Below are 21,554 nucleotides of genomic sequence, written 5' to 3' on the forward strand. Positions count from 1 at the left end.
TACTCCGATGGGAGTAGGCTCTTCTGCTAGTTGATCTATAAAAGTTATTTGAAATTAGGATCAAACTTCATCACGTTCATTTTACCTTGTTCCTTATAACTCACATAGATGTTATCGGTGCTGTCTATGGTGATGTCTAGCTGAAGAACGTCACCAGCGGAGAATCCGGCAGACCCTACGGGTCTCCAATCCATGTTCTCATATTTCAACACAGTCACCCTGTTGCCGTCTGCTGCATCTCGATAAGCAACGTAAGGCGTTCCTTCGCTGTCAAAGGCCATATCCATGCTTCCTTCTTGAGATGTACCGACCGAGAATCCGGAAGTGTTCACCTTTTCCCATGTCGTATCTTCTGACGGAGTCGAGTGCGGATATTTCCACATTTCAACACCATTGGAGCTGCTAAGATAGATCATATAAGGTACGCCAGATGGATCAAGCGCGGATGCAGCATCCATATTTGCAGTTATTAGATATGCTTTACCATCCAATTGTTTCCATAATCCATCTGCCAAGCTATATCCTTTTGCCACAGGGGTACCAGTTAACCTGAATGGAGCAAATAAATACATGCCGTTGTTTGGTAATGGTGCGAGGAAGGCTCTTAGACCTGCGAATGCCTCTAGTCTCGCTTCTTGTTTCCATCCACTACCTTCATGATAACTCCATGACATAAGCATTGACGGTTCCGCAGCATTACCGACCAAAATACCTCTAAACATCAGAAAAGGATTATCATCCTTATCGAAGGTAATGAAGAAGCTATCATTAACTTTATCCACTTTTCTGCTCGTCTTTCCATCATTCCAACTGAAATCAGAGATAGTAGATACTGGTCTCCACCACTTATGTTCATCATTATAATTCTTAAAGCTTACTTTACCTGAGCTATTCTTATAAGCAACATAAAGCTTGTCCTTACTGTCTATTCCGAGCGATATAGCTGAGCTCCCTAATCCTCCCGCTTTTTCAAGATCGCTTTGATTGCCAAAGGACTGCCACTTGCCTCCCTTAAATTGCATCACAAACACTTCGTAATTGTCCTTTATATAAGCCACGTAAGGAGTCCCTTGACTGTCGAAGATGACATTGGACTTACTATTCAAATCCAACAAGTCACCTACTTGCAGCCACGATGTCATCGTCCACTTCGCGTACAGGGTGATGTTTGACGTCACCGGCGTCATGAAGTCGTAGGCGATCTTCAGATCGCGATCGCTGTACCAACCTTCAAATCGATACCCTGCCCACTTCAGCGCAGCAGGTGCCACAGCTTTGTCGCCAGTAACCACCGTCTGACTACCTACTGCTGCTCCACCGTTACTGTCAAAGTCCACCGTGCGGCTGTTAAATGTCCACTTCGCGTACAGCGTGAGGTTACCCGTCACCGATGTCGTGAAGCTGTAGGCTTCATTCAGTCCAGCGTCGCTGTACCAACCGTTAAACACGTAACCGTCCCTCGTCGGTACGGCAGGCTCCGTAGCATTACCGCCGGTTTGCATATTCTGTTCAGCCACCAGTGATCCGCCGTTACTGTTGAAGGTGACCGTATATATAGCCGTCCACTTCGCGTACAATGTGAGGTTATTCATCACAGGTGTCATGAAGCTGTAAGATTCATTCAGACCAGCATCGCTATACCAGCCTTCAAATACATGCCCTGCACGGGTCGGTGCGTCAGGAACTACTGCCGTGTCACCTTCACTCACGGACTGACTGCTCACCGACGATCCGTTGTTACTGTTGAAGCTCACTGTGTAGCTGTTCTTTGTCCACTTCCCGTACAGCATCACATTGGCAATTACACCTTCTGTGAAACCATAAGGTATCATCAATTCGCTATCGCTATACCAGCCATCGAACGTATACCCTTCCAGCATCGGAGCGCCAGGAGCAGTAGCCACGGCACCTTCATTCACAGTCTGTTCTGTGACCAACGATCCGCCGTTACTCTCGAAAGTTACAGTGTAGGTAATCGGTACATATACCGTCCACTTCGCGTACAATGTCAGGTCTCCCGTAACCACCATAGTCGTGAAATTGTAGGCGTTCATTAGCTCACTATCGCTGTACCAGCCGCTAAACACATAGCCGTCTTTCGTCGGAGGGGCAGGAGCCATAGCCTTGACGCCTTCATTCACTGTTTGGGCATCTACTACCGACCCTTCATTACTCTCGAAGCTTATCGTGTAAGGGATCAGCCACTTCGCATACAGTGTGAGATCCGCCGTCACCGCTGTAGCGAAGTCGTAAGCATTCGTCAACGTGTTATCACTGTACCAACCGCCGAATACATAACCATCTTTCGTCGGTTCAGTCGGCGTACTAATCGTGGCGCCAAACCCTACAGTCTGAGCCGGCACTTCTTCGGACCCACCGTTACTGTCGAAATTTACAGTGTAGTCGTTAATTGCCCACTGAGCGGTAAACTGGACATCTTCAGCAGGCATCGTGGTCGGAGGCGTTGGCGACCAACCCGTAAAGCTATATCCCTGCCATGTCGGAGTGCCTAGACGCAACAGCATCGTCGCTCCGAAAGGAACATTATCCGTTTTATTTGTTGCCCCAGAACCGTTATAATCAACCGTCATTTGGTATACATCACGCTTATAATATACCTTCAACGCCGTTTTGCCGTTGCTCGTGATTAGATCCGTCAGTACCGAAATGCTGTCGTCCCGCACGAAGCCATCATAGGATCTCGGCTTGACATCCGCCAAATTCGCCTCGGTACCCGTAACTCCACGATACGATTCCGTATCTGCAACCGTATAGGTGTCACTTCCGATATTTTGCAGCAAGTACACGACCTGATAAGGCGTACCCTCTCTCCCCGTCCACTTCGCTGTATACGTAGTATCCTCAATCGGCATTGTACTTGGAGCTTCTGGCGACCAACCGGCAAACGTATATCCCTGCCTTGTCGGCACAGGTATACGAGCAGCAATGTTCTTGCCAACGGCTTCCGTTAGCGAGATTTGGGGCGCACCGGCATAACCCCCAACGAAGGTCATCTTTCGATTCTCCGGATAGTAATTAACTCTTACGACTGTCGAGCCGTCTCCCTTGATTAATACGCCGCTTACCGTTCCGGTCGCATAGCCCTGCTCCTTAAACCTGTCGGAGCTGATTCGAATCTCTGTGTCCGTTGTTCCAGTCCTATTTTCAGTATCCACAGGCGGAGCCTGTATTCTGCTGTTCGGGTCTAGCACATAATACTCAACCGTATACGGCGTATTCTTGTTCGCAATCCAGTGCGCGTACAGTTTCCGATCCTCCGCAGCCATTCGGTTCGGAATCGTGATCTTCGTGCCGCCGGAAGCGGCCGTATACCAGCCGTCAAAGGTGTATCCTGGATATACCGGGGTGACCACACTGATTGGCGCGTTATAAGGAGCCGCCACAACCTGGGTCACTCCGCTGTTCTGTGGATCCAGCTGAAGGATGTAGTCACCCACTCTGGCAAGCCAGCTTAACTGAATCGTACGCTTGAGTGGCTCGGACATGAACGACGCCGGTGCCCCCTTCCAGGTGATAACCAGATTGCCATCACTCACCTGAATGTTCTTGTCCACCACTTCAATCATCCCGTTTGCTGCGTCATACTTGAAGTTTGGATTGTCCACCTGAATATCGAAATTCGAGCGATCATACGCCTGTTCGTCCGTATCGCCTGTCTTCAAATCAAAGGTATTCATCGTGACCCACAACTCCGGTACAGCGATGGATGACGCAGAACCCGCCATGTTCACTTTGAGCGACTTATCCTGTGGATAGGCGAAGTCGTAGACGTTCTGTTCTTCTCCAATCGTATACAGTGGCCACTCTTCATCGACCAGCTCCACGCCGCCGGAAAGCGCTCCATCTCCTAATTGAGCGCCGAGTTCGACCTCCAAATAGATCCCAATCTCGACGAACAGGGCACCTAAAGACTTCGTGGTCTTCACCCCGCTAATATTTTTCAATTGATAATAGAAGTAGCCCCACAGATTCACATACACACCGGGTTCTACAGCAAGCCCGATACTATTCAACTTGACGCTTCCAATCCCCGCTTTGACCTCCATATGAATACCAGCTCGTAAACCGATCGTCCCCATCACATAGAAGGTAAATTGGTAATCTCCGTCTCCCGGCAAGCTGACCGTATTGCTCGAACCACTGAAACTCAATACGCGCAAGCTAACCGAGTAGCGCTTCGCCATCTTATAGTAGAAATCTGCCCCCACCGTCAGGTTCACCTGGGCGCTGACCACAAACTCCGCTTCAAATTTGACTTCCACAATACCTAAAGCCACGCGTACGCTCTTTTCAAAAAGCTCTTTCTTGATTAACGGAAACCACTCCGTGTCTTGCTCCAACATCTCTTGATACTTTTCCTTCAACGATTCCGCATCTACGGCAGTATCCTGCACACCCGCCATTACCGCTTTAATCTGTGTCGCAATGTTCTGAACCTTTCCCAACCTGCCAGCGTTCTTCTCGCCCACCCAGTCATTCAGTGCATCATTTAACTTATCGTGTTCAACGAGAGCTATCTCTGCCGTGATGTTCATCCCGGTATAGCTATAAGCATCCAGATTCGCCGTAATTACATAATCATCAATGCTGTACCAGTAAGGAATCCCCCACTTTTTCAGCCAGTGCCCTTTCATATCCCCATTGATACCGAGGTCCAGGCTCATCTCCTGCACGAATGTACCCGTCATATGGATGACAAGATCGCTGTCTTCATTGATATTGACAACAATATCGGCACCCACTTGTAATGTAACGCTTACGCCTGAGGTTCGGCCGTCAATATTCTTCAGCCTCGTGCCGAGTGAAGCAAAAACGGTCAGATTCTCCACACTTACCCGGCTCCCTTTACTGGACGCTAGGGAGGACTGAGCCTTGATCTCCTGAATTTCCTTCGTCTCCATGGCGATGTCAGACAGATAATCCGCGGCTTCATTGACGAATCCGCTGTCTCTCGCTTGCTGCTCAATTTGCTCTTCGAGCTGTGCAATCTGTTCTTCCGAAAACAGATCGTCGCCGTCAATTGCTTGCTTCTGATAGATGTTGAAGGCATTTTCAATATCTTCAATGGTGGCATCTTCATACGTAATTACGTCCATCTCCGCCTCAGGCGTAATCGACGTAATACGTCCATAACCCATGATCTCAATACCTTCTTGATCGAATTGTCCATCATAAAAACCAATAAAGTCGCCCACATCAACAGTGGTCAGCTCATCCAAACCAAAGGGCTTGTACAGGCTGTCACTGTAGTTCATGGCAGTGTGCTCAACCGTGATGGAATGGTTATTGGGAATTCCATCCTTATCTGCTTCTATGCTCACCGGTAGAACATCCGGCTTGAACAACACTTGATTGGCATCTGCGTGATCATAAGTGTAGACACTTCCATCTACCGCCGTGATCTGGACATAGGCCACATCACCATCGTCTTCACCAGTCGTTTCGACTGTGCGCAGTTTGGGACTAACTCCCTCATAGATGGCTACGGTATCACCGACTTGAATTACCGTGCCAGTGCTTCCGGTGTACTTGAACGTTCCACTACTCGCATTCACTTCGGCGAGTGCATTTTCGCCACCTACCGTCGTAGTAACGACTGAAATCGCGGGCGAATCGACATCTGCTCCATTTATCACCATATCCGTGACATCCGTGAACGGAATGTAGATCATATTCGGATTGAGTGGAACATTCATGACTTCTTGTTTAGCAACGCTAAATACATAAATACTTGTCGTCGCGTCTTGGCCTTGGAAGGACAAGCTGTCATCCGTCAACGTAAGTTGATATGTGTTACCTTCAACGAACTTGCCGTTTTCGGCTGCTGACGATACCGTGAAAACTCCGTTCCCGCCAGAGACGGTAACCCCTTCGAATTCGGGATTCGCCGTATCCACGAAGTTCATCCCCTCTTTGACCTGGGATTCCGTTAGACTGCCCGATGAATCCTGCACCTTAATGGTGAAGTTCGGCGCGACATCCAGTACCGAATAGCTTGGTACGCTCTGTACTGCACGATCTATGCTATCCGTATACTTTGCATACAACTTTGTATCCGCGTTCAGGGTGCTGCCGCTTGCGAAGATGAGTGAAAGATCACTATCCGCAAACCACCCTTGGAATATATATCCTTCTTTTGTTGGAGCAGGTAGATTATTTAGCACCTGGCCTTTTCGTACCGTCTGCGCAGCAACTGCCGTGCCTCCGTTGCTCTCAAACGTGAGCGTATACGCAGTGGAACCCGTGCCTGGGTTACCTCCGTTATCTCCAGGCGTTCCGCCACCACTATTACCGCCGGTTGTTGGTGTCACCGGCGATGTCGGTGTTGGTGTTGGTGTTGGTGTAGGCGTCACCGGCGTTTGATTCTGATTTTTCCACGCCTCTACAACCGCGTTGTTGCGCATGAAGAGAACCGCTGCTTCCGCGCGAGTCGCTTGTGCACGCGGATTGAAGTTCCCCTTTTCGTCCCCGGTGAACACACCGGCTTGCCACAGCTTGATGACCGCGTCAGCCGCCCAAGGCGATACATCCCCGAGATCGCCCGGCTCTGTCGTGACCGGATTCTCGGTCTGATAAGGGATCTGTTCGCTTTCGAAATACCGCAACGTCATCGTCGCCATTTGCTCCCGAGATACGGTAGCATCCGGCGAATATTTCCGATCCCCCGTGCCATCGGTAATTCCCTTCTTAACCGCCCATTCGACATATGGCGCATACCAGCTGCCCGCCTGTACATCGGCAAAGCTCGAAGTGGAGTACGCCCCGGCATCGACTCCCGCCATCCGTCCAAGTGCCGTTACATACATGGCACGTGTCATTGTCCCCTTAGGAGAGAAGCTACTCGCGTTCGTTCCGCTGAATATGCCCTTCTCCTGCACATGGACGACTGCATCATAGAACCAGTCGGTGGGACTCACATCCTGGAATCCAGTAGATGTGGTTACTTTTGTCATCTGCATCGGCAGTTCAGCCGCTACTGCCGATTGCGCTGGTAATAGGGGCACGGCAGAAACTACTAAGCTGATCACCAGCATCCACATCAGGATCTGCCGGCTTACCTTCCATCCCTGTCTTACTTTCTTCACTTTCATTCATCCCTTCTATGTATAGATCAAACTAAAAAAGACCTTCCAAAATTGGTTTCTAATCAAGCTAATCAACAAAGCCAGACTAATAGCGGATACCACTGACCCAGATCGGGATCATTGGTTTCCTGCGAGTCAGTTCGCTCGACACGTGGAGATCAAGCGAGGAAAAACTTTACATACAGAAATGGAATTGTCCTAGCTGCGGCGTTCAGCACATTCAGAACATCAACGTCAGCTCAAACATCCGACTGAAGAGATCCGACTGCTTTAAGGTACGATAATGCCAACTTTACAGATTGAATTCGTTTCACCGACCTTCCTGATCAGTCGCAGTCGAATTGTGACACCGACACAGCAAATTATGTCGTTTTTTCTTCCGTATTTTATCATGCGAGATAGGGGCGCTTGTGAATTATAAAGAAAACTTTAAGTAAGCAACCACTCGCAAGTGAGAACATCAATGACATCAAAAAATAGCGGCGTAGGGAAGGTAACTCCCACACCACTATTTTTCATGAATTCTTAAGCTAGTCTGCAATCCATTCCAGATGATTCTCTTCTCAACGATTCATCTACCAGAAGCGACTATAACGAACTGTTCTTCCCCCAACGCAGTCTTGGAGGAAGTGAAAAAACACTAATATGCCTCTTGGGTTTCAATGAGATAAAAGGCTCCTGCTGATTCTTCGCCACATTGTGGGCGATATGCCTGAAGCGCAGCCCGCTTTCAAACTCGGGATTAAGCGCAATCGGAATGCCCTTATGTACGGAACGTATAATTTCTACATCGGCATGGATCACGCCAATCACACCGATATTGAGAATATCGATAATATCCTGCATCTTTACCGTTGCCGAACGGGCTTCCTGTCCGTCGGCCATATTAATGATGAGCTGTGGCGGAGCCGGAATCATATCTTCTAATAATCCGATTACGCGATCCGCGTCCTGAAGCGATGTACGATGAGGTGTAGTAACGACAATAGCCTCATCTGCTGCCAAAGCCGCATTCCAGAATCCATTTTCAATGCCTGCCGGCGAATCGATCAGCACATAATCATAGCCCTGGGCTATTTGCTGTACAACCTCGCCAAAAACTTGCGGATCATCGTGATGCACCGCGTCGTTACTACAGGAGATAAAGGACAAGGTACTGATTCGCTTATCTTTGACGATCACTTGATGTAAAGCACATTGACCCGTCAGAAAATCAGAAATATGATACCTTACCCTATTGCTCAAACCAAGCGGAATATCCAGATTTCTCAATCCAAAATCAGCATCGATCAGGCAAACGCTGCTCCCCGATAAGGCAAGGGCAGTCCCGAGATTAGCCGTGACCGTTGTCTTGCCAACTCCACCTTTCCCTGATGTGATACATATAACTCGTGCCATCGGAGCCACTTCCTTCTCTTCAAGTACTAATGCGGGACAGCAAGACAACCATTTCTTCACGTATTATCGTTTGATCCGGCTTGAATGTAACGTCCTCGTAGCTAATAATCAGGTACAATTTGATGAAATATGTCGTTATATCGACCACAGTGATTTTATCATGATGGATTATCCTACTTGAGAAACCTAAAGAAAACTTTAAATCCGTGCGTATTGGATCGTTTAATTCTTCGGAGAGATGGCACATCATTTTGACGAGGATGGAAAAGCGCAGACTGGTGTTGAGGAATTCAATATCTTGAGTCGATTATGAAGCTAGTGGAAAAACAAAAAATGGGCCAATAGCGTCAGGTACTGCTCCAACGCCATTTTCCCATTTATAATAGACTACCACCCTTACTGCTATATTCATGCTTGTGACGTACTGTTAGAAACCAGCATATATCCGCTCCCCCGAACCGTAATGATTCGCTCGGGGTCGGCAGGGTCAGACTCAATTTTTTTGCGTAAATTACTGATATGTACAGCAACCGTTCTTGTATCCTCCAGACTTTCCATTCCCCAGATGATTTGAAACAACGTATCAACACTGACGACACGATTTACGTTTTGTGCCATATAGGACAGCAGACTGAATTCTTTTTTCGATAAAGAGATAGGTATGCTCCCCATGTTGACGGACTGCGTGTAGAAATCCAGTGTCAAACCCGGTAACTCCAGCAGTTGTTCCCTTCTACCCGTCGACACTCTGCGAAGGTGAGCCTTGATCTTGGCCATGAGCACTCCCGGACTGAACGGTTTGGTCACATAATCGTCCCCGCCATAGGATAATGCGCTAATTTTTATTTCGTCTTCCTCTTGACTGCTCAGAAACACAATCGGCGCACTGGTGAGATTACGCGCATTCCTGCACCAGTCAATACCGTTTTCATTAGCCAGCAATATATCCAGTATAATTAAATCCGGCTCAAACGATGTAAGCAGCTCCATCGCTTCTGACCCGCTATGACTGCAGGTGGAGACAAATCCCTCCCTATCACAATACACCTGCACAATCTCGCATATATGAGGATCATCATCAACGATCATGATTTTGTGCGTGTCCATCTCATCACCCCTTTCCTTCAATCACCGTACAAGGAAACGTTACATAGAATGTCGCCCCCATCTTGCCGTCGCTCTCCGCTCGAACCATGCCTCCGTGCGCTTGTACGATTTCCCTGCAAATTGCAAGCCCCAGTCCACTGCCCTCTATGCCCATTCCCGGCCGATCATATCTGTAATTACGTTCGAAGATTTGCTCAAGCTGATCCGGAGGAATCCCCATGCCAGAATCCTGTATGCTAATGGTCGCATAGCGAGCATGATTCATCACTTCCACAACTAGTGCAATACGCACCAGCCCCCCGCTGGAGGTGAACTTCATGGCGTTGGATACTAGATTAAATAAGGCCTGCTCTATTCTTTTCGCATCCATCTCGACAACTGGCAAAATAGATCGTCTATCCTCGGTATCTCCGATATCCAGTATGAAGTCTAATCCTGCGTCTCGCACTACCAACTCATATTGTTCAAAAAAACCATGCAAGAAAGGAATCATCTGAATCGGCTCCATTCGGTACGAGACCTGTCCGGTCTCCAAATGCGACAAGAAGGACAACTCCTCGATCATACGGTTAATCCTTATCGTGTTCTCCCGGATGTACTTCAGATATTGCTCATTGCGTTCCGGCTTGACCCTGTCCTGTATAGCTTCTACATATCCAAGCATGCTGGACAACGGCATACGCAGATCATGCGTAATATAAGCAAGAAGCTTCTTCCTCCCTTGCTCGGAGTGAAGCAGTCGGTCATACGAGGTTTGGAGATCATCATGCACTGTAGATAAGGCCTGTGTTCGCTCCTGAACGGTCTGTTCCAGATTCATATTCATTTCAATCAGCTTGTCATTAACGTCCTGTAATTCACGTGTAATTCTCTCTTCGTTCGATGCCGTCCTCGTAGATCGCGAAGACAGCAGAATCAGCTGCGCGATCGTAAATATCAATAAGCCAAGCGGAGATGTATTTCCAACTAGCGACCATCCGTTAAAATACAAAAAATCGTTGACAACCGTGACCAAAGTAACCACCGACACCAGCAGGAAGATCAGCGCTCCCTCCATACGTCGCACAGCCGCCTGAACCAGCCCGATCATCAGATAAATCATATGTAGAACTACCATCACACCGATTACCAGCAAAAATTTTGTATATATAATTGCAGGGGTTACCACTACAAGGATACAGAATGCACCAGTTACGATCCGGGTGCCAAGACGAAACCATCGCGACACATAATTCGGAAAAATACAATCAAAATACATGGTGATGATATAACCGCTGAGGCAAAGAATCAGATATTCGATCTTGAACTGCAATTCCCAAGGAAAATGAGGCAACCATTGTGTAAAGATAAGCTCGCCGTTGAACAAGGATCGAATACCAAGCAGTACAGTAAACAGGCCAAAATATAACGGAGCTTTATCCTTACGTCGCAGCATGAACAACAGCAGATTATACAAACCGATCACTAGCAAACTTGCCGTGATGAACATATCCCTGGCAAGATTCAGATTGGTCTTGATCGTTAGTACGTCACTGCCACCCAGCTCGATATCCTTGGTAATGCCGCCCCGATGATGTTGGAAGTTGGATACTTGCATGACCAGCTCTAACGTGTCGCTTTCAGGCTGAAAATACACCAGCTTTGTTTCCAGTTGCGGGGTCATGCTGTGCTTGTCCTGACCAACCTCACCAACTTCTGCCAGCAGCTCGCCATTGACCCATAATTTGTACGCATTAAAAATGCTAGGCAGCCGTAGAGCAAGCATCTCATCTCGATCCTGCTCGCTTAGATGAACGACCAGTCCAAAGGTTGCATAGCCTGTACCGGTCAGCCGCTGACCTTCTAACGGGTAGCCCAGCCAGGAGCTTGGAATGTTAATCCAGTGGTCCTGATTTCCTTCCCTTGCCGAACGAACCCGCATATCCTCAGGCGACAGCAGTTCTTGCCAATAGAACGCCCACTTCCCTGTTAACTTTTGCGGATTCGTACTGAGCTGAACCTGCCTTAAATCCAGAATACCTTTTTCACTTTGGAACTTAGGAGAATCCGGCTCAGAGAGGACGACATAGCCTGCAACCAAGCCAACAATAACGGCAACAACGATATAAAACCACACCTTACGAGAACCGACTCGGAGAATTCCCCTCATGATGAATCCAACCCCAATCTCTAAAAGCGCAATAAGTAAGTTTATTTATCCAAATGATATCATCATTACAGGAGAATGTACCCTGCAAATTTCTAGGAAGAGACAAGAACAATCATCACGATGAAGCCCTTTTGACGACGCACGCTTAGCTGGACACACCCACAAAAAAGTACGCACTTTGAAGTGCGTACTTAATATGAAAGAGCTTATTCGTAATGGATAATTCGAGCACAACCCCTATGTGCCGGAATCACAGACACTTCATGAACTATAGAGAATTATTAATGATGTCTGCGAATGCATCCCTGTTGTACGTATCATCCTGAATGCGCCATTCCCCCTGATCTTGCAAAAAGGTGATATCGCCCGATAGCGGAATGGACTTGAACTCCTTGCCTTTCTCGTCTGTAAATTTCAGATCAAGCGTGTATTCCACCAGAATCCAGTCGCTCTTGTTATCTTTGATCTTGGTTTGTATATTTTCAGGATGCAGTTTCGCTTGTTCGATGTGTGCAACCTGAAGAGGCAAGACAATATATCGATTAGCCATGTAAGCCTCATAATTCCTGGAGGTCAGGAACGGCTTCATCGTCTCTCCTTTGGCTAATAACCCTTCCATCTCTAACGTATCCTCATAGTCCTTACCATCCACAGTGAGTTCTGTTGTCTTATACTCCAGCGACATTTCGAGCGCTTGTTGCTGCTCCTCCGCAGTCGCCTTCTGGTCCCCCGTATCACTTGGCTGTTCCGTTGATGGTGGAGTGACGGGTTCAGTGCTTTCCGCTGGTTCAGATGATGTACATCCCATTAACATGGCGGCGGAAAGAAATAATATACCCATCACATATGCCAACTTGCGCATGGTTAACCCCTCCCTTTCTCGTCAGTATTACTCTCAATTATCCCTTCAATAGGATATAATGTCCAGTTATTGGGCACATCTGAACAGACACCCAGTGAATAACATCCATTCGGTATCATGTTCATAATAGATTGTGTTATAGTCATCGGGAAGTGATTTGGAGGAGATAATAATGATGATCAAAATTACAACTGGACCAACTCTCGAAGGATAGCGCCTACGGGTCCAATAACTGCGTGTTTCCTTCAACAATGAAGGTGTGAAAGCTATGTCAACTTATCAAGTCGTTCCTATGATCTATGATTCCAAGGAACAGATTGATGCTATTATTTTACTCGAACAACAATGTAAACAGCTTGATTCCATTCATCTGAAAGCAGACCTTGACCATATTAGCAAAAAAGACGGAGACCATGCACTCCTCTGTTATCGCCACGGTGATTTGGTAGGACTCCTCAGTTGGTATCCATCCGACGGCGTAACCGGGAATATTAATGCCATCGTACACCCAGATTTTCGTCGCCAAGGTGTGTTCGGCAGCCTACTGAAAAGAGCCATCCTGGATATGAAACCACAAGGGATTAACCAACTCAGTTATCGCGTTCCTCATGGCTTATCTCCGGGTGTTCATACTGCCCAATCCCTTGGAGCCATTTATGATCGTGCGGAGTACTCGATGCAACTTGTGAATGAGGTCCTTTCGGTTGTGGAGCCACCTGAACTAACGTTGTCTGTGGCAGAAGCCGAGGATATGGAGTTTATGGTCACTTGCTCCTCCCAAGCCTTTGGAGATTCGGAGGACTGGACACGCGAGTACTTTATGCAAACGAATGAACCCAGCCGAGTCATCTATATTGCATGGCAGAATCAACTGCCTGTTGGGCTGGTACGGGTCAACTCCATTAATGCAACAACCGCATTTATTCATAACTTCTGTATCTTGCCTGCTTATCAGGGACAGAAACTGGGGCGCACTGCGCTTAGCATCCTAGTTGATCTCCTAAGGAAACAAAGTTACACAGATATCCGCTTATCCGTTGTTACCGAGAACAAACGTGCTTTGAATCTGTACCGCAGTGTTGGTTTTGAAGTAAATTCTGAGTATCACTATTTCAACGGTAGTTTATAAAAGGCAGTAGAGAGAGATCGTTTTCCGCAAAGGGAGACGGTCTCTCTTTTTATATATTGGAGAATTGAAAAATCAATTTATAACCATCGAACGTTTGCCCGTACATCCCCCGATAGTTACCTTTAGTATAATTATCCACTGTTTTTCGCCAGAAAGATTGGCCAATCTTATTTTTCTCCGATGGATTGGTGAACAACTCCCAGTTTCCTCTAAACATGCCGAAGATCGTCGATGCCGCGTGTTCAGCAACACCTACACCTCGAAACGGCTGCATCAGAAAGAAATCATGTACAAAGAAATCCGTGCCTTGTGAGCAATATGGCGGAGTAACCACAAATGCAAAACCTGCCGGTATACCATCCACAATCATCAGGAACGGATAAAGACACTCCGGTTTTTCCCACCAAATATTCTGTACATCATACTGATCCTGTAACGTTTTGTAATCAGGACTTGGCTCAAAAATGCCATGTTCGTTCGGGGTATGCTCTCCACCCAGACCATAATGTCCGGATAGATCATGAAGGTATAGCGGGTACATATTTTTAATCACATACGCCTCGTCTTTATTCGTTAATTTCACTTCTATATTCATATTATTCATATTCACCAACCTTACCAGATGATTTAAGGAGTTATTTTCAAGAACTCTCAACGCATATCCTTGTACCGTCAAATGAATTGTACGCGTAATTAACAACCTCGAATATGTAAAAAAGCTTTAATAACCATTCTTTATTCTTACAGGAAAAAGCCACATTCGATTGCTCGAACATGGCTTCTATAGTTTCATCCCTTTTTGCAATACACAATTTTCTTGATGCTATCGATGGATAAACAGTATTGATCCGCAAGCTGATCGATGGTTGTTCCGGCAGCAAAAAGCTGGCGGATCTCGTCGTTCCGCTCCCGGACAATCCTTCTGCCACCCGAATTCTCGCCCCACTTCTTGTGGGCATCCTTGGGCCTCGGAATATAGATCAAGCCACCAGAGATATGACGCTGTATTTCTTTGAGTAATTCTTCCGGGAAGATTGTATCCGCATTAATATATTTCACGTTGCTCCACTCCTTAAAAGTTAAAATCTTTAAGGCAGCAGAGTCGTACAATGAACACATTGGATATGCACTACAATGATATGGCGGAAAAGAATTTCAAGCTCTATGCAAACAACCGCCGTTGTTCATCACATGGACTCTGCATAGAGCGGGTCGTTAAATTTATTATGAATCGAATCATGGTAGCCCCCCATTCAGTAATCTTATTCGTGCTGAAGAACTTTTAACTGTCTATACCATAATAAGGTTTACTTTCCCTAATGGCAAAATCTACACGTCGAATCTGTAATATACCCCTGTTAATTCTTCTGATACGCTCCATAGCTTGTTTGAAATGTTAGCGTCATATAATTTTTCGATGATCTTAGCGCTCTTGGGATAGCCCTTAGTGCCGCCCATACCGCTGGGAGCAATATACTCCCCTCCCGTGATCGTCGGATCTGCTGCAGCATATAAGGTAGGTAATGCCCCCATATGTGCCGGTTGACTAATGATTTTCAAAAGACTGCGCATGAATATATTGGTCTGTTTCCCCGAACCGAAGGAAAATAGATTGGTATGCGAAATTCCTGGATGAGCGGCGATACTCATGGAATCAATATTGGCGGAATTAAATTTATTCTGCAGCTCTCTCGCAAACATCAGATTGGCTAGCTTGCTTTGACTGTAGAACTTCATGGGATTATATCCTTTGGAGCCATCTAAATTATTAAAATCAATCGCACCATTATGAGCTGCCATACTACTTACAGTGACAACTCTCGATTTCGGAGTAGAGATCAATCGAGGCAATAGTAGACCCGTAAGCGCAAAATGGCCTAGATGATTACTACCAAACTGTAATTCAAATCCATCTTTCGTCAACTGGAATGGAGGGTTCATAATTCCTGCATTATTAACGAGAATGGACAAAGAATCGTATTGCTCAAGAAAAGCGGCTGCGAACTTACGGATACTAGCTAAATCGCTAAGGTCAAGCTGCATAACGATTACCTCTCCAGCTACATGCACAGACGACTTTATTTTATTAGCTGCCTTTTCACCTTTTTCCAGATTACGAACTGCAAGGATAACTTTTGCGCCTTTTTCAGCTAACGCTAATGCCGTTTCATACCCTAACCCGCCGTTCGAACCTGTCACAATCACTACTTTATCAGATACAGTTGGGATGATGTCTTTAGTCCAAACTTCGCTCATTTGTCTACACACCTTTCTTATCTCTTCCTTGATACCCTAATATCCTTTTATCCCCCACCATACTGACTTAAACTCCGTTCCAGCATCCCTCTAACCTGCTGTTGCAGTTCGAGCGGAGACACCACCTTCACTTCCGGCCCATAGCAGAGTAACTTTCGTGCTGTAAAAGAAAACTCTTCAGGCGGAATCAGTCCGCGCCACTCATGGCCTTCAACTGACTTGAACAACACATCTGACGCAGCAATCCTTGCTCCAAATTCCGTGAATCGCAGCACCACTTCTACGCTTGCTCTATCTTCTTTGGCAGCTAGCCATGCCTTTAGACTTGGAACAGATTTATCCACTGATTCCATAACAACCAACTGCTGCATGCGATCCACCCGATACAACAATACACGATCCTTCTTCCGGGCTGGCATGTACCAATGTCCCTGCTCATAGTAGATGCCATAGGGAAAGACCTGTACTTTTTTAGGACCACTGCGGGCATGATACATAAATTCGATTTCTCTCTTTTCTACCGCTGCACCCAATATCTCGGTTGTTAAAGGCTCGGAATGCCCACCAGGGTGTTGGACAAAGGTGATATGCTCTCTCATTCGCATAATGAGATCCTGTACATCTTTGGGCAAAGTAGAGAAGTATTGCTCAGCCAGATGCTCACGCATTGATCCATATGGAAAATCCGGTACTTGCTGTAGATATTCCAGCATCATAAACAGCCCTAATGCCTCCTGCTGTGTCAGTTGAAGGGGTGGCAAAATCCGATTGGGCAACACCCGGTATCCTCCGTTCACGCCAACTTCTGTGTACAAAGGGAAACCCAGCGCCTGCAATGCATCCAGATCTCGCTGGATCGTACGAATCGATACGTCGAACCGTTCTGCCAATTCCCGGGCAGTGAACTTTTGTCTGGAATCCATCAGGCGCATGATCGCCAATTTCCGATGATTCATGAATTCAACATCCTAACTACGTCAACTTTTGTCATAGTTAAAGTGTATCATACATTTTAGAAGGGAGCGATGAACATGTCTGATAACAAAACAATTTTGTACATTGCTATGAGTTTGGATGGATATATCGCAAGACTGGACGGTTCGGTCGATTGGTTATTTGATGTGGAGGGCGATGGTGGAGACAACGGGTATGCTGCATTTTATAAAACAATCGGTAGCGTTGTTATGGGACGTTATACGTATGAAGAGGTGCTCACACTTTCCGAAGAATTTCCCTATGCGGATCGCCCAACGTATGTGCTTTCCCGCTCGGAACAGCCGCCCGCTCCGCATGTACAGTTTACAACCGAGGAGGTAGATACGCTCATTCCCCGGTTAAAACAAACTTCTGATGGAGACGTGTGGATTGTGGGTGGCGGCATATTGGTTCAAGCTGTGTTAGCAAAAAAATTACTGGATGAGATTGAAATCGCCATCATTCCCAAAATTCTTGGTGAAGGCATCCCCTTATTCCCGACAGGCACTGTGCCAAGTCAATTTAAAATGCTCCGAACCCAGACGCTCGGACAGATCATTTCGATTCGTTATGAGGTACAGAACACCGGCACAGCGGATACACCCTCGAATATCTAGATGAGTAGAAAAGGGGAAAGACCATTCTTGTGATAAATGGACACCATAAAGTTAGACACCATCTAACCATTGGGCTACCCGTTCATGAAAGAGTGGTCTTTCCATTACCATGTATCAAGTATCAAGTATCAAGTATCAAGTTATCCTATCATTCCTCGTATATATTCCGCTAACACCTCTGCCGTCCTACGGTGAGATAACTCGCCTGGATGGGTGCGCGCACCTACCGTCTCTTCGGTTGTATCAGGAAGCTGGATGATTGAGACCTTACGATCTCCTGTCCCCTTTGTATACGCATCAACCGCGCGGTAGATGGCAGGCATCATGGGAAAACCAAGCATGCCATAAGCCCATACGAGTTGTGCATCCGGATTGTTTTTCCGAAGTTTGAACAGGAACTGCTCCACTGCTTTCTCAAAAGCGGTCAGATCCTCTTCATGATACGTACCATCTTCGTTCAAACGCTGCTTGTACACCTTGCCCGTGTCGGGGTCTTTCCACTCCGGTGACTGAAATGCACCCCCATCATTGCTGCCCAGGTTCACGACTACCACATCCGGCTGCCAGGAACTAAAATCATGCTGATCTCCTGCGCCTAGCGCTTCGTTACGCTCACCAGTAAGCAAGCCACAGACCTGTTCGTAATACTTGGGGATATTCCCCTTTGGATTATTATCCCAACTTGTCAGCACACCCCAGCCACTTTGCGAGATGACCCGATACTCCGCATTCAATGCCTCTGCTGTCATAAACGTATAATTATGTATGGCGCTGAACCACATCGGAATCCAATCTTCCTCCGCTTTCGCTCCAATCGCACCTTCGCCAGATGTAATACTGTCACCAATGAACTCGATCTTGTACGGTTTTTCCTGCACAGGCAGGAACGCTCCATCCGATTTCACCGCATGAATCTGCAAGGCACAACCCGGGTCACCACTCATCGCTTGAACATCTTTGACGATCCGTACATTCTTCACCACATCTGCGTTCATACCTCGGAATACACAGACCCAGTACCTTCCCGCCGTTAACATCTGTCTGCTCACCGAAACACCATTGATCAGAATGCTGATCCATGACTCATACATGTCATACTGCGACTCTACTTCAACCCATAGTTCGGAGCCCTGTACATTGAGTTCAACTGCACTCCCCGTCCAAAATAACGTCAACGGCGATCGCTCTCCAGTTGTTCTGCCATGCACTTTAAGATTTCCGATCTCAGGCAGAGCATATACCTTTAAATTCTCATTAGATATCACGGTGCAAACCTCCTACGTTTGGCTCAGATTATAAGCAGGCTCTCTACATGCCTCGGATGTACGCTTAACTGATATTATGCAACTTTTGAAGCGCTTCCTCTTTGTTTTTCAAAAAGAAAACATGCTTGCCATTGTTGCACTCATAGATGAAATCTCTCAGGCTCTTGCTGTTATGTCCTTCGAAATCTCCCACAATAGCAAGCTTAACATGATAGTTCACGTATTTCTGCAAAATCTCGCCTGCAAGCTTGGTTTTCAGTTCGAAGAACTCTTCCGTGATGTTCGATTTGTCGATAATGAGCTTATCGGCATCATCGCTATACCTTACCGAAGCCATCAAATCCAGTGCATCTTGAGCATTGTTGATGACGATGCCATCACTTTCAATAATGGCGACCTTGGAATTGCCTTGTTGATCAATAGTTATGTTCATTTCACTTTCTCCTCTTCTGGACATCGGCTTTTGGTTAAGAGATAACATATCTCAGTTATTCAGTTGTTCAATTATTCATCTTTTCAAGCGTCTCCATATAGAACACATGCAGGAACTTTTTGATATTAACCTTGCCTTTGTCGCCTGCCTGATCTTCTTCCATGGCTCTCATCTTCATTCGAACATCCTGGAAGTCGAAGTACAGGGGAGCATAATGCTCAAACTTGTGGTTGCTATAATCGTTGAGTCCAATCGAGGCCATGTTTGTTAACGCGGCAATTACCGTTCTGCGAATGCGCTGTTCCATCGCCTTGCTCTCTTTCTCGACGTCTTTGGGCGTGGACTTGTACGTCTGGGCCACCGCTTCATAGGACTCCTTCAGTGGCGGCCACTCCGCGACCTGCTTCTGATCAATCGCATACTCCATGAGCGCAATGATGTCCTTGCTACCACTTTCTCCGATGATCCCCAGATCCATTAAAATGCTTCTTGCCGCATCTCGCACCGTACGACCTTGGGCAGGGGCCGGCGCTTCCACCAGATTCAATCGAGCCATCGACTGCTTGATCTCCAGCACGTATCGTTCATACTTCCACTGGTCATTCACTTTGCTGAGCACATGCTCCACTTCCACCCGATTAATCGGTTTATGAATAAAGAATTCAATGCCGTTCTGGTAGGCCGCTCCTACCATCTCTTTGTTCTCCACCTGAGAGATCATGATGAATTTCCCGGTATAACCCCCGTGCTTCAGCTTCGCCACCGTCTCAATTCCGTCCTGATCCGGCATCAGCAGATCAATCAGCACCACATCTGGACGCAGATCCATGATCATGCGTGCTCCTTCTATGCCGCCCTCAGCCATGCCCGCAAGCTCGCCGATACCACAGGATTCAATGATATCATGCAGCATGCTCCGACTTACCACATCATCATCCACGATCATGATAGAAAGTGTCATCGACATCGGCCCCCTTGATCAGATTTATTTTGGGAATAGCTATAACAAATGTTGTCCCTGTCTCTCCCGGAGGCGCCGACTCTACCTTAATTTGTCCCGCCAACGACTGAACGATATCACGTACATGGGACAAGCCAATGCCCGTCGCAGCAATGCCAACTTCATTGAACTTTGTTGTATAGCCTGGTTCAAAAATAACATCCCGTTTGGCTTCAGGTACGCCTTTTCCAGTGTCCATCACGACGAAATGCACGTCATCTTCTTGCTCATATACATGAATTCGGACCGTCCCGACATGCTCAATCGCCTCTACCGCATTGGCAATCAAGTTATTCATTACCGTGAGAAGAGGAATGTAATACGGAGACTCACAATCATACTGTTGTTCAATATCGATCTCGACCTGCTTATGAAGCATTTCGCTATATTTTCGGTTTGCTTTGCTGGCAAAGTTCAGTACTTCAGATAGGCTCATGTTGACCGCTTTTTCATTATCATACAGCTTCAGCAGACCCGCTAGAATACGTTGTGAATCCTTCTTTACTTCATGAATCTGCTGAGCGATGCCCAGCGTGCGCTGACTATATTGGTTCAAGTCCTGCTCCCGGAGATCGCGATATAGATCATAGCTGTCAGCTGTAATGCCTTCGATCGTATTCATCGCTTTCTTCAGGTAAAAGACCTCGCCATACAGACCCGAGTTCACACTCAGCATCTGCTCCATCCGCTTCTCCTGCTCTGCATGCAAAAGCCGCATCTGCCTCACCGCAATGCTGTTATATAGCCCAATCACAAAGTAACTTCGCAGACCACCTACCACAAGCAGATACAACCATTCCTTCATATAAAAGATATTGGTCCCGCTTAACATTCCGCGAAAAAGCAGCTCAACAAGATTAGAGGAGAAATCGATACATGTGATTAACCCGCCGAGCAGAAGAGGCTGCATCTCATGGAATCGATGCTTGAATTTGCTAAGCCCATAGGCAAAGACCACATAATACACACCTGCCCCCAGATTGTCCCGCATGCTTTCCAGTATGGACACGCTCTGTACATGATTGATGAGATCTGCTGACTGAAACAGCAAATTCGCGATGCCTGTCAGGATTCCTGTCTTCACATAAGACAAGTGTGGCATGATCATCAGCAGAAATAAAAGGATGCTAACCCCCAGCCCGATTCGGAAGTAATCTTCCCGGAACGGATTTATCTTGAATTGCGCCCCTACCGCAGTGGTAAAGGCAATGGCCGTCATCTGCACATTCTCATTTTTGACCCAATTGCGCATCGTTC

Annotated in this window: 15 protein-coding genes; 2 read left to right on the forward strand and 13 right to left on the reverse strand. The window is 46.8% G+C overall.

The genetic code is table 11. The features are described from left to right. Positions 1–44: 44 nt before the first annotated feature. The 5 genes from C170_RS16285 to C170_RS16305 form a co-directional block, all read right to left on the reverse strand. Positions 45–7,112, reverse strand: a complete 7,068-nt coding sequence (locus C170_RS16285; RefSeq protein ID WP_036611722.1) for an InlB B-repeat-containing protein — start codon at positions 7,110–7,112, stop codon at positions 45–47. Between the two features lie 582 nt (positions 7,113–7,694). Further along, positions 7,695–8,504 (reverse strand): septum site-determining protein MinD, encoded by an 810-nt coding sequence (gene minD, locus C170_RS16290; protein WP_036611723.1) that lies wholly within the window; start codon positions 8,502–8,504, stop codon positions 7,695–7,697. Positions 8,505–8,912: 408 nt separating this feature from the next. After that, the gene (locus tag C170_RS16295; protein ID WP_036611725.1) at positions 8,913–9,611 is read right to left on the reverse strand and encodes a response regulator transcription factor; all 699 of its coding nucleotides are present in this window, start codon (positions 9,609–9,611) and stop codon (positions 8,913–8,915) included. 4 nt (positions 9,612–9,615) lie between these two features. Then, positions 9,616–11,760 (reverse strand): sensor histidine kinase, encoded by a 2,145-nt coding sequence (locus tag C170_RS16300; protein WP_036611727.1) that lies wholly within the window; start codon positions 11,758–11,760, stop codon positions 9,616–9,618. Positions 11,761–12,028: 268 nt separating this feature from the next. Continuing rightward, positions 12,029–12,622, reverse strand: a complete 594-nt coding sequence (locus C170_RS16305) for a hypothetical protein (protein WP_036611729.1) — start codon at positions 12,620–12,622, stop codon at positions 12,029–12,031. 268 nt (positions 12,623–12,890) lie between these two features. Here C170_RS16305 and C170_RS16310 point away from each other — a divergent pair, with 268 nt between their 5' ends. Then, on the forward strand, positions 12,891–13,751 hold the full coding sequence (locus tag C170_RS16310) for a GNAT family N-acetyltransferase (protein WP_036611731.1): 861 nt from the start codon (positions 12,891–12,893) through the stop codon (positions 13,749–13,751). 49 nt (positions 13,752–13,800) lie between these two features. Here C170_RS16310 and C170_RS16315 read toward each other — a convergent pair whose 3' ends face one another. The 4 genes from C170_RS16315 to C170_RS16330 form a co-directional block, all read right to left on the reverse strand. Beyond that, entirely contained in the window at positions 13,801–14,355 is a 555-nt protein-coding gene (locus C170_RS16315) for a hypothetical protein (protein ID WP_235200777.1), read from the reverse strand. Between the two features lie 185 nt (positions 14,356–14,540). Next, positions 14,541–14,810, reverse strand: a complete 270-nt coding sequence (locus tag C170_RS16320; protein WP_036611734.1) for a CD3324 family protein — start codon at positions 14,808–14,810, stop codon at positions 14,541–14,543. Positions 14,811–15,080: 270 nt separating this feature from the next. Beyond that, positions 15,081–16,007 carry an oxidoreductase gene (locus C170_RS16325; RefSeq protein WP_036611736.1) on the reverse strand — a complete coding sequence of 309 codons (927 nt, stop codon included), beginning with the start codon at positions 16,005–16,007 and terminating at the stop codon, positions 15,081–15,083. Between the two features lie 47 nt (positions 16,008–16,054). Then, entirely contained in the window at positions 16,055–16,963 is a 909-nt protein-coding gene (locus C170_RS16330; RefSeq protein ID WP_036611739.1) for a helix-turn-helix transcriptional regulator, read from the reverse strand. Between the two features lie 69 nt (positions 16,964–17,032). Here C170_RS16330 and C170_RS16335 point away from each other — a divergent pair, with 69 nt between their 5' ends. After that, positions 17,033–17,599: a dihydrofolate reductase family protein gene (locus tag C170_RS16335; protein ID WP_036611741.1), complete on the forward strand. Its 567-nt coding sequence runs from the start codon at positions 17,033–17,035 to the stop codon at positions 17,597–17,599. Between the two features lie 140 nt (positions 17,600–17,739). Here the strand turns inward: C170_RS16335 and C170_RS16340 are convergent, their stop codons facing one another. The 4 genes from C170_RS16340 to C170_RS16355 form a co-directional block, all read right to left on the reverse strand. Next, positions 17,740–18,864, reverse strand: a complete 1,125-nt coding sequence (locus C170_RS16340) for an SGNH/GDSL hydrolase family protein (RefSeq protein WP_036611744.1) — start codon at positions 18,862–18,864, stop codon at positions 17,740–17,742. Positions 18,865–18,928: 64 nt separating this feature from the next. Then, positions 18,929–19,297: a DUF4180 domain-containing protein gene (locus C170_RS16345; RefSeq protein WP_036611747.1), complete on the reverse strand. Its 369-nt coding sequence runs from the start codon at positions 19,295–19,297 to the stop codon at positions 18,929–18,931. A gap of 67 nt (positions 19,298–19,364) precedes the next feature. Then, positions 19,365–20,258 (reverse strand): response regulator, encoded by an 894-nt coding sequence (locus C170_RS16350; RefSeq protein WP_036611750.1) that lies wholly within the window; start codon positions 20,256–20,258, stop codon positions 19,365–19,367. Beyond that, on the reverse strand, positions 20,230–21,549 hold the full coding sequence (locus C170_RS16355; RefSeq protein WP_036611753.1) for a sensor histidine kinase: 1,320 nt from the start codon (positions 21,547–21,549) through the stop codon (positions 20,230–20,232). Before C170_RS16355 ends, C170_RS16350 begins: the two co-directional genes overlap by 29 nt. Positions 21,550–21,554: the final 5 nt, after the last annotated feature.

It is taken from the genome of Paenibacillus sp. FSL H7-689, assembly GCF_000517905.1.
GTDB classification, from domain to species: Bacteria; Bacillota; Bacilli; order Paenibacillales; family Paenibacillaceae; genus Paenibacillus; species Paenibacillus amylolyticus.

Bases quoted from the DNA above. Each gene is read 5' to 3' on its own strand.
- C170_RS16285 (WP_036611722.1), bottom strand. From the start codon at position 7,112: ATGAAAGTGAAGAAAGTAAGACAGGGATGGAAGGTAAGCCGGCAGATC.
- minD (WP_036611723.1), bottom strand. From the start codon at position 8,504: ATGGCACGAGTTATATGTATCACATCAGGGAAAGGTGGAGTTGGCAAG.
- C170_RS16295 (WP_036611725.1), bottom strand. From the start codon at position 9,611: ATGGACACGCACAAAATCATGATCGTTGATGATGATCCTCATATATGC.
- C170_RS16300 (WP_036611727.1), bottom strand. From the start codon at position 11,760: ATGAGGGGAATTCTCCGAGTCGGTTCTCGTAAGGTGTGGTTTTATATC.
- C170_RS16305 (WP_036611729.1), bottom strand. From the start codon at position 12,622: ATGCGCAAGTTGGCATATGTGATGGGTATATTATTTCTTTCCGCCGCC.
- C170_RS16310 (WP_036611731.1), top strand. From the start codon at position 12,891: ATGTCAACTTATCAAGTCGTTCCTATGATCTATGATTCCAAGGAACAG.
- C170_RS16315 (WP_235200777.1), bottom strand. From the start codon at position 14,355: ATGAATAATATGAATATAGAAGTGAAATTAACGAATAAAGACGAGGCG.
- C170_RS16325 (WP_036611736.1), bottom strand. From the start codon at position 16,007: ATGAGCGAAGTTTGGACTAAAGACATCATCCCAACTGTATCTGATAAA.
- C170_RS16330 (WP_036611739.1), bottom strand. From the start codon at position 16,963: ATGAATCATCGGAAATTGGCGATCATGCGCCTGATGGATTCCAGACAA.
- C170_RS16335 (WP_036611741.1), top strand. From the start codon at position 17,033: ATGAACATGTCTGATAACAAAACAATTTTGTACATTGCTATGAGTTTG.
- C170_RS16345 (WP_036611747.1), bottom strand. From the start codon at position 19,297: ATGAACATAACTATTGATCAACAAGGCAATTCCAAGGTCGCCATTATT.
- C170_RS16350 (WP_036611750.1), bottom strand. From the start codon at position 20,258: ATGACACTTTCTATCATGATCGTGGATGATGATGTGGTAAGTCGGAGC.
- C170_RS16355 (WP_036611753.1), bottom strand. From the start codon at position 21,549: ATGCGCAATTGGGTCAAAAATGAGAATGTGCAGATGACGGCCATTGCC.